The sequence below is a fragment of the Leptotrichia hofstadii genome (genome assembly GCF_007990525.1).
Taxonomy (GTDB): Bacteria; Fusobacteriota; Fusobacteriia; order Fusobacteriales; family Leptotrichiaceae; genus Leptotrichia; species Leptotrichia hofstadii.
This window is the reverse complement of sequence record NZ_AP019823.1, coordinates 2,096,831-2,113,777: the sequence shown is the minus strand read 5'-3', so window position 1 is coordinate 2,113,777 and position 16,947 is coordinate 2,096,831. Positions and strand designations below refer to the sequence as shown.

Annotated in this window: 18 protein-coding genes; 12 read left to right on the top strand and 6 right to left on the bottom strand. The window is 30.2% G+C overall.

Annotated features, from left to right (window positions below):
* Positions 1-7 precede the first annotated feature (7 nt).
* Positions 8-688: a suppressor of fused domain protein gene (locus tag FVE77_RS10045; RefSeq protein ID WP_026746849.1), complete on the top strand. Its 681-nt coding sequence runs from the start codon at positions 8-10 to the stop codon at positions 686-688.
* Between the two features lie 119 nt (positions 689-807).
* Here the strand turns inward: FVE77_RS10045 and FVE77_RS10040 are convergent, their stop codons facing one another.
* Together FVE77_RS10040 and ahpC are read right to left on the bottom strand one after the other, a co-directional pair.
* Positions 808-1,440: a thioredoxin family protein gene (locus FVE77_RS10040; RefSeq protein WP_026746850.1), complete on the bottom strand. Its 633-nt coding sequence runs from the start codon at positions 1,438-1,440 to the stop codon at positions 808-810.
* A gap of 34 nt (positions 1,441-1,474) precedes the next feature.
* Positions 1,475-2,041 carry an alkyl hydroperoxide reductase subunit C gene (ahpC, locus tag FVE77_RS10035; protein ID WP_026746851.1) on the bottom strand — a complete coding sequence of 189 codons (567 nt, stop codon included), beginning with the start codon at positions 2,039-2,041 and terminating at the stop codon, positions 1,475-1,477.
* A gap of 171 nt (positions 2,042-2,212) precedes the next feature.
* Here ahpC and FVE77_RS10030 point away from each other — a divergent pair, with 171 nt between their 5' ends.
* The 8 genes from FVE77_RS10030 to FVE77_RS09995 all read left to right on the top strand — a co-directional run bounded on the left by FVE77_RS10030 (position 2,213) and on the right by FVE77_RS09995 (position 8,729).
* Entirely contained in the window at positions 2,213-2,902 is a 690-nt protein-coding gene (locus FVE77_RS10030) for a response regulator transcription factor (protein WP_026746852.1), read from the top strand.
* Between the two features lie 84 nt (positions 2,903-2,986).
* On the top strand, positions 2,987-3,676 hold the full coding sequence (locus tag FVE77_RS10025) for a YoaK family protein (protein WP_026746853.1): 690 nt from the start codon (positions 2,987-2,989) through the stop codon (positions 3,674-3,676).
* A 22-nt stretch (positions 3,677-3,698) separates the two neighbouring features.
* Positions 3,699-4,463 (top strand): class I SAM-dependent methyltransferase, encoded by a 765-nt coding sequence (locus FVE77_RS10020; protein ID WP_026746854.1) that lies wholly within the window; start codon positions 3,699-3,701, stop codon positions 4,461-4,463.
* A 55-nt stretch (positions 4,464-4,518) separates the two neighbouring features.
* Entirely contained in the window at positions 4,519-5,553 is a 1,035-nt protein-coding gene (locus FVE77_RS10015) for a Fic family protein (protein WP_232052918.1), read from the top strand.
* Between the two features lie 26 nt (positions 5,554-5,579).
* Complete coding sequence (locus FVE77_RS10010) at positions 5,580-6,746, top strand: MFS transporter (RefSeq protein WP_036088200.1); 1,167 nt, start codon at positions 5,580-5,582, stop codon at positions 6,744-6,746.
* A gap of 243 nt (positions 6,747-6,989) precedes the next feature.
* Positions 6,990-7,178 carry a hypothetical protein gene (locus FVE77_RS10005; RefSeq protein WP_026746855.1) on the top strand — a complete coding sequence of 63 codons (189 nt, stop codon included), beginning with the start codon at positions 6,990-6,992 and terminating at the stop codon, positions 7,176-7,178.
* Positions 7,179-7,191: 13 nt separating this feature from the next.
* Positions 7,192-7,878, top strand: a complete 687-nt coding sequence (locus tag FVE77_RS10000) for a hypothetical protein (protein WP_026746856.1) — start codon at positions 7,192-7,194, stop codon at positions 7,876-7,878.
* Between the two features lie 164 nt (positions 7,879-8,042).
* On the top strand, positions 8,043-8,729 hold the full coding sequence (locus FVE77_RS09995; protein WP_026746857.1) for a hypothetical protein: 687 nt from the start codon (positions 8,043-8,045) through the stop codon (positions 8,727-8,729).
* A 323-nt stretch (positions 8,730-9,052) separates the two neighbouring features.
* Here the strand turns inward: FVE77_RS09995 and FVE77_RS09990 are convergent, their stop codons facing one another.
* From FVE77_RS09990 to FVE77_RS09980, 3 genes are read right to left on the bottom strand one after another with little or no spacing between them, the layout of a single operon-like run.
* On the bottom strand, positions 9,053-10,069 hold the full coding sequence (locus FVE77_RS09990) for an ATP-binding cassette domain-containing protein (protein WP_026746858.1): 1,017 nt from the start codon (positions 10,067-10,069) through the stop codon (positions 9,053-9,055).
* 34 nt (positions 10,070-10,103) lie between these two features.
* Positions 10,104-10,796 carry a GTP-binding protein gene (locus FVE77_RS09985; protein ID WP_006805894.1) on the bottom strand — a complete coding sequence of 231 codons (693 nt, stop codon included), beginning with the start codon at positions 10,794-10,796 and terminating at the stop codon, positions 10,104-10,106.
* Positions 10,797-10,826: 30 nt separating this feature from the next.
* The gene (locus FVE77_RS09980; protein ID WP_036088203.1) at positions 10,827-12,053 is read right to left on the bottom strand and encodes an ABC transporter substrate-binding protein; all 1,227 of its coding nucleotides are present in this window, start codon (positions 12,051-12,053) and stop codon (positions 10,827-10,829) included.
* Between the two features lie 498 nt (positions 12,054-12,551).
* On the opposite strand from FVE77_RS09980, the gene dapD reads away from it, so the two are divergent.
* The 3 genes from dapD (at position 12,552) to FVE77_RS09965 (ending at position 15,793) form a co-directional block, all read left to right on the top strand.
* Complete coding sequence (gene dapD, locus FVE77_RS09975; protein WP_026746860.1) at positions 12,552-13,250, top strand: 2,3,4,5-tetrahydropyridine-2,6-dicarboxylate N-acetyltransferase; 699 nt, start codon at positions 12,552-12,554, stop codon at positions 13,248-13,250.
* A 147-nt stretch (positions 13,251-13,397) separates the two neighbouring features.
* Positions 13,398-14,534 (top strand): tetratricopeptide repeat protein, encoded by a 1,137-nt coding sequence (locus tag FVE77_RS09970; protein WP_006805891.1) that lies wholly within the window; start codon positions 13,398-13,400, stop codon positions 14,532-14,534.
* A gap of 110 nt (positions 14,535-14,644) precedes the next feature.
* Positions 14,645-15,793 (top strand): S66 peptidase family protein, encoded by a 1,149-nt coding sequence (locus tag FVE77_RS09965; RefSeq protein WP_081690345.1) that lies wholly within the window; start codon positions 14,645-14,647, stop codon positions 15,791-15,793.
* A gap of 73 nt (positions 15,794-15,866) precedes the next feature.
* Here FVE77_RS09965 and FVE77_RS09960 read toward each other — a convergent pair whose 3' ends face one another.
* Positions 15,867-16,511: an RsiV family protein gene (locus FVE77_RS09960; RefSeq protein WP_006805889.1), complete on the bottom strand. Its 645-nt coding sequence runs from the start codon at positions 16,509-16,511 to the stop codon at positions 15,867-15,869.
* Positions 16,512-16,947 lie beyond the last annotated feature (436 nt).

Below are 16,947 nucleotides of genomic sequence, written 5' to 3'. Positions count from 1 at the left end.
AATTTTTATGGGATTATTTGACAAATTATTTAAGAAAGAAAATGAAAAAGAGAATGATGCTGAAACAGTTTCTGAAGAAATAAATACAGATGGCTGGGATGCTATTACAGAAACTTTTAACAGACTTTATCCAGATCAGAAAAATCCATTGCATTATGCGGCAATGATAAAATGGAGATTTGGTGGAAATGATCCTTTGGATGGTATTAGTATTTATGATGGGGGAGATTATTGGCACTTTGTTACTTATGGATTGTCTGAACTGCATGAAAAAGTAAGTGAAAATACAGAATATAGCGGTTATGGAATGGAGTTTACATTAAAATTAAAAAAAGATAATTATGCTGATGAGGAAGCTGAATTAAAGGGAATTTGTGGAATTTTACAAACAATTGCAAGAGCGACGTTTTCTAGCGGAGAAATATTTAGACCGTATGAATATTTATACACAGGGCAGACGGAAGGAATGGATGTAAATAAAAAGTCAAATATTACAGGATTTATTACTATTCCTGATGAAAAAGCTGGAATAATTGATACAGTTAATGGAAAAGTGGAATTTATACAATTTATCGGAGTAACTGATAACGAACTGAAAGCAATTCAAAATAAAGAGACAACTGTTAAAGAATTATATGAAAAATTAAACAGCGATGTAACAAACTATAATAGAAAATCAGTATTTTAAATAAAAAAGAGAGTATAAAGGGTAAATCCCTAAATATTCTCTTTTCTTCATTCACAAGTTTTATTTTTCTCTCATCTTTTCAGATAAATCAATTTTCTCTCTATTTATAATTTTGGTTACTAAGCATTAACAACAAGATTTATTAATTCTTCAATAGTTTTTGCACCAACTGATTTTTGCTCTCCATTTATAAATACAACTGGTACCGCCTGAATATCTTTTTCTTTTGCTTCTTCAAAAAATACTGCACTATCTACCATTGTTGCTGTAATATTTTTATTATTTGTTGAAATTAGATTTAATGCTTGAACTACATCTGGACAATGTGTGCAAGATAACGAAACAAACGTTTCGATATTTACAGGCTTATTAACTGATTCAACTTTTGAAAGCTGCTCTCCTTCCAGTTTTTTCCCAAGTCCTGCAAGTCCCAAAACTGCTAGAATAAAGCTATTAAATTCGTGTCCTCCAGGAATACCTGAAAAATTAATACCTGTATTTTCTCCATCTTTTAAAATTGTAAAAGATGTTGGACGAGTAAGGTTTGCTTTTTCTAAGTCAGCCTTATCATTGTCAAATGATTTTTTTACATAGTTCACTTTTCCAGAAATTGCATCAACTTCTTGTAAGAAGCTATCTAATTCAGCTGATTTTTCGCTATCATTCAAAAATGCGACTAATTCAATGTTACCGTTAATTTTATCAAAATAACCTTTTAACTGTTCTACAATATTACTATCTAATAAAGCCATTTTACCTCCTTCTAATTTATTAAGTTTAAAATTATTAAATTTTACCTACTAAATCTAATCCTGGTTTTAAAGTAGCTTCTCCTTCTTTCCATTTTGCCGGACAAACTAATCCTGGGTTATCGGCTACGAATTTTGCAGCTTTTGCTCTTCTTACTAATTCTGATGCATCTCTTCCGATTCCTTCATCGTTTACTTCGTAAGCAGCAATTTTTCCTTCAGGATTTACGATAAATGTTCCTCTGAATGCAAGTCCACTTTCTTCGTTTAATACTTCAAATTCTCTTGAAATAGCTTTTGTAGGATCTCCAATCATTGCATATTTAACTTTTCCAATTGCTTCTGAGTGATCGTGCCATGCTTTGTGAGTAAAGTGAGTATCAGTACTTACTGAATAAACATTAAATCCTAATTTTTCCAATTCTTCTCTATGGTCTTCTAAATCTTCCAATTCAGTTGGACACACAAATGTAAAGTCAGCTGGGTAAAATACGAAAACATTCCATTTTCCTAACATATCCTTTTCAAAGCTCACTTCTTTAAATTCTTCGTTTTGATAAGCTTGAGCTGTAAAATTTTCAATTTTTTTTCCTATTAACGACATAACTTCCTCCTAATTTAATAATATTATTGTTTTTAATTTGAAATGATTACAAATATTTCTTGATTACATTATACCATAAAAAATTATTTTGTCAAATAAAATTTAATGTTTGTATTTCAAAGAAATTATGATAAAATTTTATAAGAATAAAAATAAAAAGTGAGGATAAATATGTATAAAGTATTAATCGCAGACGATAATAAACAAATTGTTTCCATACTGTCAGAATACTGTAAAAAAAATAATTTTACTGTAAGTACTGTTTTTGATGGGGAAACGGCATTAAAGGAAATTGAAGAAAATGAGTTTGATATAATACTTTTGGATGTAATGATGCCAAAAAAAGATGGTTTTGATGTATGCAGGCAAGTGCGTACTTTTTCAAATGTTCCAATTATAATGATTACAGCACGTGGAGAGGATTATGAGAAAATAATGGGACTGGAAATAGGAGCAGATGACTATATAGTAAAACCTTTCTCGCCAGGAGAAATAATTGCAAGAATAAATGCAATTTTACGTAGAATAACACCTAAAAATGATGAAAGTGCAAAAATTTTCACATTTGATAATCTTGAGATTGATTTGAATAATTTTACGGTAAAGATAAATGATGAAATAATTTCGTTGACTAAGAAAGAAATAGAGATTTTATGGACTTTGGCAACAAATCAGAACAAAGTTTTTACAAGAGAAAATTTATTGGACTTGATATGGGGATTTGACTATTTTGGAGAAAGCCGTACTGTCGATACGCATATAAAAAGGCTTCGTGCAAAACTTGATAATTATAAGCATGAGAAATGGAATATTAAGACAATTTGGGGAGTTGGCTATAAATTTGATGTTTTAGAAAAATAACTTTGTTAATGAATATTAAAAATTAAATCATTGGATAAAAAATGTAAAGTTTAAAAAAATAAAAAAGGAGTGAAGTTTTTTAAAATGGGTAAAAGAATAAAAAAGATTTTTTTTAATGGAGAGGAGTATCCGCCAGAGACATTTAGATTAGGAATGATGTTGTGCATGGTTGGGGGATTTATGGACGCATATACTTTTGTTACGCGTGGAAAGGTGCTTGCTAATGCACAGACAGGAAATGTTGTTTATCTCGCTATAAATTTACAAAGGGGAGATTTTGGAAAAGCCTTTAATTATTTTATGCCTATTCTGGTTTTCACATTTGGAATATTATTTACTGAATTTATTAGAGTGAAATTTGAAAAACATAGAATTTTTAGATGGCAGCAAATTGTTATATTTTACCAAGTTATAATAATGTTTTTTATTTCATTCATTCCAAGCGGAAATTGGAATATTGTTGTAAATATGATTATGTCGTTTATTGCCGCAATTCAATATCAAGGATTTAGAAAAATTAGGGGACTGGCAGGAGCGACAACAATGTGTACTGGGAATTTACGAAGTGGAATGGAGAACTTATTTAAATATATAAATACAGAAAACAAGTCGTATTTACAGAATTTCTGGATATATTTGGGATTAGATGGATTTTTCTTTATAGGGGCAATGCTTTGTGTAGTTTTAGTAAAAATATACGGTATAGGAGCGTTGCTTGCTTGCTGTATTTTACTGGTTGCGGTGTTTATTATAATGTTTAAGGAAACTATTTAGAAAATTTATTAAAAGGAAATATATGGATAAAAATAAATTAAAAGAAGAGTGGCTGAAAGAAGAAAAAATGGCACATATACACGGCTGGGATTTTTCTCATATTTATGGACGTTATTCAGAAGAGGAAAATTTACCTTGGGATTTTAGAACCGTCATAAATAAGTATCTGAAAAATAATATGAAATTGCTGGATATGGAAACAGGCGGTGGAGAGTTTTTGCTTTCATTAAATCATCCAAAACATAACACATCAGCAATCGAAGGTTATCAGCCAAATGTTGAACTGTGTAAAAAAGTATTGCTGCCATTGGGAATAGATTTTAAAGAAGCGGATGGAGATGAAAAAATCCCATTTGAAAATGAATATTTTGACATAATTACCAATCGGCATGGGGCTTATAATGTTACAGAATTAAAAAGAGTCTTGAAAAAAGATGGAATTTTTATTACACAGCAGGTAGGGGCAGAAAATGATAGGGAACTTGTCGAAATGTTACTACCTGAATATAAAGATTTACCGTACGCTGAGCATTATCTCAATATTAAACAGCAGGAAATTTCTGAACAAGGATTTGAAATATTAGAAAGTGGGGAAACATTTCAACCAATAAAGTTTTTTGATACAGGAGCTCTTGTATGGTTTGCAAAAATTATTGAATGGGAATTTCCAAATTTTTCAGTCGAAAGCCATCTTGACAATTTGTATAAAGTACAGGAAATAATTGAGTCAAATGGAGCAGTGGAAGGAAGAATTCATAGATTTTATATTGTGGGTAAGAAGATTTAATTTGTTGTTGTAATTTAATTGGAAAAAATTCTAGAAAAATAGGAGGTATTTAAAATTGAATAATTACAAGCCACCTTTTCAAATAACCGAAAAAATGACAATATTAATAGGTGAAATAAGTGAAGAAATAGGAAGAATGTCTATTTTTCAGGAAAAAATTTCAAATCCACATTTAAGGAGAGAAAACAGAATAAAAACAATTCATTCTTCACTTGCTATTGAACATAATTCTCTCTCGCTGGAACAAGTTACAGCTATATTGGACGGAAAAAGAGTTTTAGGAAATCCTAATGAAATAAAAGAAGTAAAGAATGCTTATGAAGCATATGAACTATTAACTAAGTTAAATCCATTTTTAGTAAAGGATTTATTGAATGCTCACAGATTGATGATGAATGGGCTGGTTAAGGAAAATGGTAAATTTCGTTCTCAAGGGGTTGGTATTTTTGCTGGAAGAAAGGTTGTACATATTGCTCCGCCAGCAGATTTAGTGCCTAAGCATATAAGCAGTTTAATTTCATGGTACAAAACTTCTTCTGTACATCCATTGATTAAAAGTGCTGTTTTTCATTATGAATTTGAATTTATCCATCCATTTTCAGATGGAAATGGTCGTATTGGAAGAATGTGGCATACTTTACTGCTTGGAAAATGGAAAAAAATATTTTTTTGGCTTCCAATAGAGGAATTGATAAAAAAAGAACAGAAAAAATATTATGATACTCTTGCAATAGCTGATAAAGAAGGTGAGAGTACAATATTTGTAGAGTTTATGCTCAAAATTATAAACGACAGTTTAAAAGAAATTAAAACTTCTGAAAAAATAACCGACCAAGATAACGACCAAGTAACCGATCAAGATAGCGACCAGGATAAAAATCCAGTCGAAAAATTACTTAGTGTCCTTGGAAATAATGTTTTATCAGCAGCAGAAATTATGGAAAGATTAAATTTAGTACATAAACCTACTTTTAGAAAAAATTATTTAAATCCTGCCTTAGAGGCAAAATTGATTGAAAGGACAATTCCTGACAAACCTAACAGTAAAAATCAGAAATACAGGAAATCGGAAAGAATTATTAAAAGATAAAATGGATTGGAAAGGTGGGAAAAATAATGAATCTTATAGATAAAAATACCAAAGTTTACTATATAAGCACCTTTTTACTATTTTTAGCTTCCACAATGCCACATTCCATTCTGACTGTACTTTTTCTAAAAAAAGGCTTGTTAATGTCGCAGATTGTGCTAATGCAGTCTTTTTTCAACCTTTCAATGATTATTTTTGAGATTCCAAGTGGAGTAATGTCGGATTTATATTCAAGGAAAAAAGTTTATATTTTATCATTAGTTACCTTGGTTATAACGTTTTTTCTGATTATTTTTTCCAAAAGCCTATTTTGGTTATCGGTGGCATATGTAATATATGGGGTAGCAAATGCACTCGAAACTGGAACAATTGATGTAGTTTTAATAAATAGTTTGAAAAATAATGAAACTGGATTGCAAAAATTTTTAAAATATCAAAAGCAAATTTCGACTTTTTCCTCCATTTTAGGTTCAGGAATAGGATTTTTACTTTATTTTAAGATAGGTGTAAATATTTATTTTATTTCTATTACTTTGATACTTCTCAATATATTGCTAACAGCCTTATTTTTTTTCGATGAGAATAAAAAAGCAAATGAAAATATAAACTTTCAAATTTTTAAAAGGCATATAATTGAGTGCATTTCTGAATTGAAGGAAAAAAGAGTAATGAAGTATTATTTTATATTTTTTGGAATTATACAAATTTTTATTCAAAGCCATTTTCAGTTATGGCAAAAACTTTTTTTAGATAAAGGGATTGGAGAAAAGAATTTTTTTGTAATGTATGTGTTGTTTCAAATAATTGTGATTATTGCATACAACACAAATATTCTGCTTATAAATACGAAAAAATTGTATTTTTTATTAATTTTAATATTTTTAATGGCAATAACTGTAGTAATATTAAAAAATAATCTAATATTTACAGGAATATACCTAATATTATGTACAATTTTTTTTATAATTAACTATTATTTTGAATTTCACTTTAATAAAATCCTGTCAAAAGAAAAAATAAGTGCAATAACTTCAATGAAATCATTTTTTTCAAGGATTTTTTCGTTCGGAACGTTATTTATTTCCAGTTTATTATTAAGAAAAATTAGTGTTGTTAATTTATTTGTGATAAATGTTACAGTTGTTATTTTTGTGGTTATGTATTTAATTTTTAGAATTAATAAATCTGTTTGACAACCTTGAATAAAGAATAATATCGGGGTATAAAATAATACTGGTTGTGGAAATGATAAACAATGTTGAAAGAATAAAAAAATTTAAAGAAGAAAAGATGTTCAGGGTATTTTTATATAAAAAAAGACAATACTGATATTCAATTCAATGTTTCTGAAGAAGAAATAAAGGAAAAATTTGGAAATGTAAAATTTAATGAAACTCCAGATGAATTTATAAACAAATATGGTATAACAGATTAGTATGGCTAAAACTATAGTAGAACAATATGAAAAAAGAAAAAATGAATTATCTATTGGAACAAGACAAAATATTGTAATTGATGCTAGAGGACAAGGAATCACTTATTCACAAGAACAAAAAATAATCCAGAAGATAATAGATAAATCTAATGGAACAATAAAAAAATCAGATATAACAATATGGAAATAGAAAGGAAGAAGAAATGGAAGAATTATCAACAAAAGAATATAATGAACTATATAAGAAATATTTTAAAGAAATTTTTAATAAGCCTATGAAAGATTTTGGATATAAAAAGAAAGGAACAGGAAAATTTTTTAAATTAAATAAACTAGGATTATTTGAATATATAGGTTTTTTCAGATATTATCATGAATTAAGAGTAGAGTATGCAATAATACCGATATATAGTTATATAATGAAAAATTCTATAGGAAATGGTAGTGAGACAGAATTTGTAGATTTGGACGGAGAAGAAAAGATGGAAAAAGGGATGAAAAGTATTTTAGAAGAAATAAAAAACAAAATAATCCCTTGGTTTAAAAAATATGAAGATTTAGATACTTTTTTTGAAGAAATAGTAGGAAATGATAAATTATATTTAGGAGCAGAAATTTATAGATATTTATTTAGAGCGACTACTTTTGCAAAGTTTAAAAAATATTCAAAAATACAGGAGAATATAGATAAAGTAAGAGAAGAATACAATAAACTTCCAGATGAAGAAAAAGCATATGACTTTTATAATGTTATATTAAAAGAAGTAGATGAATTAGAAGAAAAATTAAAAGAAGGAGAAGAAAGCGTAGAAAAATATATTGAAGAAATGGAATATAAATCACTATTATATAGAAAAATGGAGAAATTGTTGAAAAATAAAGTTAAATAAAAAATAAAGCTAAATTTTCAAATAATCGTTATATTATTATTGACGCTAGAGGACAAGGAATCACTTATTCACAAGAACAAAAAATAATCCAGAAAATAATTGAAAAATCTAATGGAACAATAAAAAATTCGGATATTACAATTTGGAAATAGAAAGGAAGAAAAATGGAAGAATTATCAACACAAGAATACAATGAATTGTATAAAAAGTATTTTAAGGAAATTTTTAGTAAATCTATGAAAGGTTTAGGTTTTAAGAAAAAAGGGACAGGGACATTTTGTAGATTAAATAAATTAGGATTATTTGAATACATTGGTTTTTTTAGATATTACCAAAAGTTACGATTAGAATATGCAGTAATACCGATATATAGTAGCATATTAAAGGATACTATAGCAAACGGAGGATATACAAAGTTTGTAGATTTGGATGGAGAAGAAAAAATGGAAAAAGGAATGAAAAAAATTTTAAATGAAATAGAAAATGATATTATTCCTTGGTTTCAAAAATATGAAAATTTAGATATTTTTTTAAACGAAATAGTTGAAAATTCAAACATATTTCGTGGAGTTAAGATATATGAGTATTTATTTAGGGCGACTACTTTTGCAAAATTTAAAAAATATTCAAAAATTCAAGTAAATATTGAAAAAGTAAAAGAAGAATATGAAAAACTTCCAGAAGTAGAAAAAAAATATGACTTCTTTATAGATACATTAGAAGAAGCAAATACTTTAGAAATAAAACTTAAACAAGGTGAAGAAAGTTTAGAAAAACATATTGAGGAAATGGAATATAATTCACTATTATACTGGAAAATGGAAAAATTATTAAAAAATAAAGCTAAATAAAAAAATAAAGCTAAATTTTCAAATAATCGTTATTGTAAAAGACAGCGGTTATTTTTTTGTTTATGAAGTAAGCTTATATTAGGCCTATAACAAAAAAATTTTGCATCAGGTAGGATATTTTTTGTACCCAAAAACGATTTAACAAAGGCTATGGCTTAATATCATGTAATATGAACTTTATCTTCATTTTCAATCAATTTCTCAAATTCTCCAGTTGTTTCAGTTCTTTTTATTCTCTATTTAAAAAGGGAGAAAATAAACAAATTCTGAATATTTCTCCCTAATTTACTTTTCTTACTAATTTTCAAAAACAAATTTATTAATTAAAAATCACCTTTCAAAATTTCCCCTTTTCTCAAATCACTTCTCATTTTTTGAATAATATCATCCATTTCATCCAGTTTTTTCAAAATTTTCTTTTCTTCAGGGCTTGTTGTAATAATTTTACTGATTCCACCATTTTTTATTATAATTCGTTTATCTGCTATTAGTGCCAATGTTGGGTCGTGTGTTGCCATTAATACGATTTTGTCTGATGAAACAAGTAATTCCAAGGCTTTTTTCCTGTCAATTCCTGCATTTTCAATTTCGTCAATTAGGACAATTGGAGATGAGCTTAAAATGGCTGTGTCGGCAATCATTAAAGCACGGGATTGTCCACCACTTAGGGCTGTGATTGCAGTAGTTAAGTCAAATTGCTCTCCAGCCAGATTGTTTGCAGCAGTAATGATTTTTTCTACAGTTTCATCAATGTCTTCAATCATTCGGCTTTGAGCGTGCAGTTCTAGAAATTCCTTTACTGATAAATCCATAACGAAATTCATGTTTTGTGATAGTTGGGCGACTAATTTGTTGTTTGAGGAATAACGCCATTTTTTATCTGGAAGTTCACCGTTTATAAGGATTTGACGCTGTGTTGGAGTGTCTTTCTGGGCAGTCCATTCGATGTCGGCAAGAAGTCTTGATTTTCCAGAGCCTGTAGGCCCTACAATGGAAATAATTTCTGATTTATGAATATCAAGCCGCTCAAATCCCTCTTTATTCCCAGATTTATCTTGCCCAGCGACAATTGTAAGCATATCAATCGAATTTTCCTCTTCCATTCCCAAAAAAAGTTTCATCTGCTCAATGTAGTCAACAAGACTTTCCTCAATTTTTTCCACATCCAGTGCAAAGTCCTCAATTTTATCTTCTGCAAAAGTTACGATGAACTCGTGAAATGTCTTATCCTGAAAAGTTTCCACAGGCAAGTTGTTTTCCGTAAAAAAGTTTTCTGCAAAGGGATATTTATTGCTAAGTTCACTAATAGTCAATTTATTTATTAAATCGTTATTTTTCATATTTTTTCCTTTTTTATTATTTTTATCTATTTTTTTATTGCTGTAAATTCATTTTTCGGACATTACCCATCTGATATTTTTCACCGATTCTCTTTTCTCCTAAGCAGTAAGAGCAAAGTGCTGATGGCATTGGAAATCTAAGTTCCATTCCCTGAACGCTGTCTATTTCCAGCTCTTTTTCGTAAAGAAGTGTGCTTAATTCATACGCTCCCTGCCCAGTAAGCCCGTTAACATGCATTGTTACAGCTTTTGGGTTTACAGAGTTCACACGTGAGGCAAAAACTTCACGTTCAGCTTGTGAAACAATGTCTCCTTTGGTAATAATCACAATATCAGCGGCTTTTAATAATGGTCCAATCTTTTTAGGCGTATTAATTCCTGATAAATTGTCGATTACACAGACTCCCTTGATGTCCTTGATATATGGCGAACATCTGTTGCAAAGTCCTGCCGATTCTGTAATTAATATTGAAAGCCCAAGGCTATTTCCCCATTGCACGACTTCCTCGATATTCGATACGAAGAAATGGTCTGGGCATAAAGCTCCTGAAATTCCTTTTTTTACTGGAATTCCCGCTTTTGCGTATAATTTGTCATCATCTGTGTAAAGGCAGTCGAATTTTACTACTCCAACTGACATTCCTTGTGATTTTAAGGCTTCTACTGTTTTTAGAATAACGCTTGTTTTTCCTGATGATGGTGGGCCTGAAAATATTATCAAATTCATAGTTATCTCTCCTTTTTTATTTTTTAAATTTTATTGTGCAAGGCTTTTTTGCACATCATTATTAAATTCATCTTCACATTCACGAATAATTTTTCCAATATCATGGCTATAGATATAATCCCAGCCAATCCATTTAAAATTCTGATGTTCTTCTAAATGGTTATCCACATTTGGATTTGTTGACGGGAATTTTCCATTTGCAGAAAAAATTGTTCCAATTTCATTTGACATAAATAAGTCCATAAATGGCTTGATTTTATCTGCCTTAGATTTTTTTGTAATCATAAATATTGGGCTTAGCAAAGCTCCATCTTTTGGCCATACAGCCTCCAAATCTCCTGTTCCGTCAATCATCTGAGAAAAGAAGTATGGAATAATACTGACAGCAGGGGCTTCTGGTGTTCGCGTTCTGGCTTTTACCATTTGAGCAGGGTGCAGGCTCTTTTTGTATGAACGTGCCAATTTATGTATCCCGTCCATTCCAAAATCTTTGTAAAGATTTGCAAGAAGGGCATTAAACAAGTCTAAATCAGCCATTGGCAATGCAACTGAATCTTCAAATTCTTCATTTAACAAGTCTGCCCAAGTTTCTGGTACTTTTCTATCGCCTAAAGAAGTTTTGTTTACTAAAAATATTGCTGGCACGACTCCCATTATTGCGTAACGCTTTTTAGGATCCCGCAAGTCAATAGTTTCGTTGCAGAAATCTTTATTCATATTTTCAAGGTGTGTTTCAAAAATACCATTTTCCATATATTGCCCCATCAAATTCTTATCAAAAAACAGTTCAAATCCAGCCGAAAGAAGCACATCCGAAACTTTGTCAGAATTACCTGTCTTAACTTTTTCTACAACCCAGTCAAGTCCTAAATTTGCTGATTTCAAGGTATATGAAATAGTATAATCATTTTTCTCGTTCTGTTCGTTTACCCAGTCTTTTATACCTTCTAAAAGTGGGATTCTGATAGGACAGGGCAGAACTCCTTCAATTATCAAGTCACTATTTTCATCAGCTTTGCTTTCATCCAGTGAAACATCAACATCTGCATCTTTTTGCAAAAATGTTTCCAGCTTTTCAACAAACAGTTCCTGATTAAGTTTTTTTGACATAAGAGCCATTTTCAAAGTAATATTTTTCCCCATAACCTCAAGCATCTGCTTATTTTTTAACTGCTCAAATCCATTTGCAATAAAAAAATCCAGTGCTTCAGGATATTTATTTATAATTTCATAAAGTGTATCATCTAAACTAAACATATTAATCTCCTTTTATGATATTTTTTATTTAAAAAGAGCCAGAATTCAAATAATTGCTAATATATTTTAACTCTAATTTTAAAAACATTGGAAAATAATCCATCGTGAAAATTATATCATAAAAATTAATAATATTATGTAACATGTATCACAAATTTATAATAAAATAAAAAAGGATTATTAGTCAAAAAACTTATGAAATTAAAGCCATTTTTTTAACAAGTCTGTCAAATTAATTATTATAGGATTTTACTTTTATTTTTTAAATGGAATCTTAGTATAAAATACGAATTTATAAAAAATTTTAATTGAACTTTTGAGATTGGATTTAATAATACTTTAAATTTTATTATTAATAAGTTTAGAAAAGATGATAATATTTAAAAATAAAGATTAAAAAATAAATTACAGTTGTAAAAATTAGAAAAAAATGCTAAAATACGGAAAGTACGATGATTAAAAAATCATAATATGCAAAAATAAAATTGGAGGAGTAGAATGACAGAATTGGAGAAATCAAAGGCGATTATTCAATACATTGCTGATGCCAAGAAGACGACACCTGTGGAACTTTATACAGATGAAGACATAAAAAATGCTTATTCTTGTAAAGTAATAGGAAAAGAAGGGTTAAAGGTAGTTTTTGGAGATTGGGAAGAAATTGAAAAAATTATTAGTGAAAATAATCTTACTAATTATTATCTGAAAAATGACAGAAGAAATTCTGGTGTTCCTATGCTTGATATTAAAAATATTAATGCAAGAATTGAGCCTGGAGTGTTTATTCGTGATAAAGTAAGCATTGGGGAGAGGGCTGTTATAATGATGGGAGCCGTTATAAATATTGGCGCTGAAATTGGCGAAGGGACAATGATTGATATGAACGTTGTGCTTGGTGGACGTGCAAAAGTTGGTAAAAATTGCCATATAGGTGCGGGAGCCGTGCTTGCAGGAGTTATTGAGCCACCTTCAGCAGATCCGGTAGTTATTGAAGACGATGTAGTTGTCGGAGCGAATGCCGTTGTACTGGAAGGCGTAAGAGTAGGAAAAGGCTCGGTTGTTGCGGCTGGGGCGATTGTTACGGAAAATGTGCCTGAAGGAGTGGTTGTGGCAGGAACACCTGCGAGAATCATAAAGGGAGTAGATGCAAAAACTGCTTCAAAAACAGAATTAGTTGACGCACTGAGAAATATTTAGCATTTTTTTAGAAAATATATATAAAAAAGAGCATATTAAATTATTTTACATCACTTTATAAGTGAAATCAAATTTATAAGTGATACAATAACAATTAAATAGCAAATATCCAATTTTTAAGAGGATAAATATAATTTAGGAGGAACAATGAAAAAATTATTACTAATAGGAGCAATTTTAGTAACAGGGGCAATTTCATTTGCTGATGGAAAATCAGATTATGAAAAAGCGGTAAAACTGGCAGGAGAGAAAAAAGTAGCTGAAGCAGTAAAAGTATTGGAAGGAGTTGCCAAAGGAACAGATGCCGCTTACGCGCAGAAAGCAAATCTTGAACTAGGGGCATATTACTTGCAACAAAATAAAGTATCTCAAGCAAAACCTTATTTACAGGCAGCTTGGGGAAATGGGCAATCAACTACTCCTGAAGCTGTTGAAGCGGCAAGATTCTTGTATTTAGTGGGAATTCAGCAAAAAAACAAGGCTGAAGCTGAAAAATATATTTTATGGACAGATGAAAAATCAGGAGGAACAAATGCTGATGTTACATCAAGCTTAATTATCTTCTATTTTGACAATAACGAACAGTCAAAAGGTACTGCAAGATATAACAAAGCTGTACAGTCTACAAACAAAGACTTTGTTGCTGAAGTAAACTACAATATTGGGCAATATTACTTGACAAAAAATAACAACGCGCAAGCCAAGACATATCTGCAAAAAGCATACACAGGAGCAAGTGACCGTGTAAATGGTGCTGGAATCCTGCTGGCTGAGATTGCGATAAACGAAAAAAATCCTTCACAAGCTGAAAAATATCTTTTGGAAATGAATACAGCCGCAAAAGGTAAAAATGGACAAATCTTAGGAATGCTAGGTACTTTCTACCTGCAGCAAAATAACCCTGCAAAAGCTGAGGAATATTTAGCAAAAACTGTAGCTGCAGAACCTAAGAATACAAGTGCAAAAATTTTATTGTTAGGAATTTATGAAGTGCAAAACAATACTGCAAAATTAAATTCAATTTACAGCCAGTTAAAATCAGCTAAAGTTACAAACAGACAAATTGGAACTTATTTCGGAGGAGTTGGAGCAGGAGCGTTAGCTGAAAAATATTTACAAAAAGCTATAACTGAAGACAAGGACAACGCTGCAAAAGTTGTTTTGGGACAAGTTTACGCAGGACAAGGGAAAAAAGCTGAAGCAGTTAAAATTTTACAGGAAGCAGTAAACAACAAAGTAAACGGAGCTTCAGAAATTTTGAAACAAGTTCAGGCTATGAAATAATAAATTGGTAAACCAAACTGTGAACTACAGAATTATTTGATATAATTAGGCAAGGCATCCACAACTTTTTAGCGCTGGGATAAATTGCCTATTTTTTTAGAAAAAATTTAATGCAATGGAACTGCTTTGAAACGACGTATTCTTCAATATCCAGTTTTAAGGAGTTCAAAAGCATAAAAAAGGAAGTGAGAACAATAAAAATAAGCAGAATATTTATAACACTAGGATTTGTACTGGGCGGCATGACATTAAATGCGGCTACGTACAGGACAGCAAGAAGCAGCTATCCGCCTGCAAGAAAGACTGCGACTGCAACTTATCAAAATCAAAAAAATAATCCGTCAAACGAAATTATCATTCCAAAAGGGCTAAAGCCAGGAGATACAATTGGATTAATCGCACCTGCAAACTATACTAATGAAAATAGCTATGCGGAAGTGGAATATTTGAAAAGCAGAGGATTTAATGTTGTTTACGGTCAATCATTTTCTTCAAGATGGTATGGGTTTGGAGGGACTGACAATGTGAGGGCAAAAGATATAAATGATATGTTTGCAAACCCTAATATCAATGCGATTTTTGCAGTGCGTGGAGGTTATGGCGGAATAAGGATTGTGGATAAGTTAAATTATGATGTAATCAAGAAAAATCCGAAAATTATTTCAGGATTTAGCGACAACACCACTTTACTGCTTGCAATCAATGAAAAGACAGGGCTTGTAACATTTCATGGACCCATGTCAGACAATATGAAAAATATACCACTAGTTACGGAAAATGCCTTTAATAAAGCCTTTACGAGTAATGAATCATATAATTTGCTAGGCTTTGACGATACTTACACAATTATGAAAAGTGGACGTGGAAGCGGAAGGATTACAGGAGGGAACCTGTCTCTTGTAGTTGCGACCCTTGGAACGGATCACGAAATCAATACAGATGGAAAAATATTATTTCTGGAAGAAACAAATGAAGCGAGCTACCGTGTTGATAGAATGTTAAAACAGCTAAAACTAGCTGGAAAGTTTGACAAGATTCAGGGAATTATCCTGGGGGACTTTAAAAATCCTAAGCAGTCTGATCCGACAGATATGACAATTGATGAAGTGTTTTATGACAACTTTGGAAGATTAAATATTCCAATTGTAAAAAATTTCAAATCTGGGCATGTAAGACCATTTATCACTGTGCCAATTGGAGCAAAGGCAGTAATGGATACTGGAAAAAGAGAAATTATGATAGAAAAAGCGACAAAATAAACAAAAAAATACACTGTATAATAAAGTAACATTTATTTTTCAGTGTATTTTTATATTATAAAATTTTTTGTACTTATCTCAAAATTCCTATTAAATCAGTCAATATGAATGGAATAAATACTTGTCCGTCAGCAAAATTTGTCCCTTCTCCCTGATTATATATTAGAACCAATGAGTCATTCTCCAAGTAGAAGTTCTGTTTTTTGGAAACAGCGTCGAATCTATCTACCTGAGGCAGTCCAAACTGTCTGAACTTGTCATTGACAGCATCAGTCAACGCATTTTCAAATCCGTCCACAAGAACATCTTTTAATTTTAATGCTTTTCCGTCTTTTACATTAAATGAAATTCCGTCATAGGATTTTATTTTTTCACCAGTTTTAGTATCTTTTTCTTCAACTGTGAACAGAACACTTACGAATGAACTGTTGTCACCTTTAATTTCAGAAGTAACTGTGTAAATTTTGTTTCTTGAAGACTTGTAGTCTGAAATAAATTTCTCCATGTTCTTATTCATATTTTTAGTAACATCTCCGTTTCTACCAAAGAACATTGGGTATGAAACTCTTGATTTTCCTAATGCCTTAACTCTTTTTGTAGATCTTACGACACTTGGAGAAACTGGACTGAATCCTTGAAATGTAAAAGCAGTGTCTCCCGCTGCAAATGACAAATTAAATAAGATTAATGTCATAAAAAGTAATGTTAATTTTCTCATTTTTATAATCACCTCAAAATTTTTATTTTTGAATAATAACTAAAAAGCAGATTTTGTTGAATGAACCAAATTTTTAAGTTATCTTAATACATTATATACCAAAATCGACAAATAAGCAAATGTTTTTCGCTTTGAAGTATAAAAAACTGAAAATAATTTACAATTTGACAGAAGTTGGATTTTTTAGTAAAATTGAAGAAAAAAATTAGAATATATATTAACTTTAGGTGTACTCTATCTAATAGAAAGAAACAAACATAAAAAATCTTCTTGAATACTGTGGCAGTTGCATTATTGTATGTAAATTATATTGCTGATGATTTGTAAAATTTTTAGCAGAAAGAATTATGATTGAGAATTATTTACAAAATTTGTGGATAATTCTTTTTTAATATATTTTGTATATCAAAATAATATTAATTATGGAAGTTTTTTT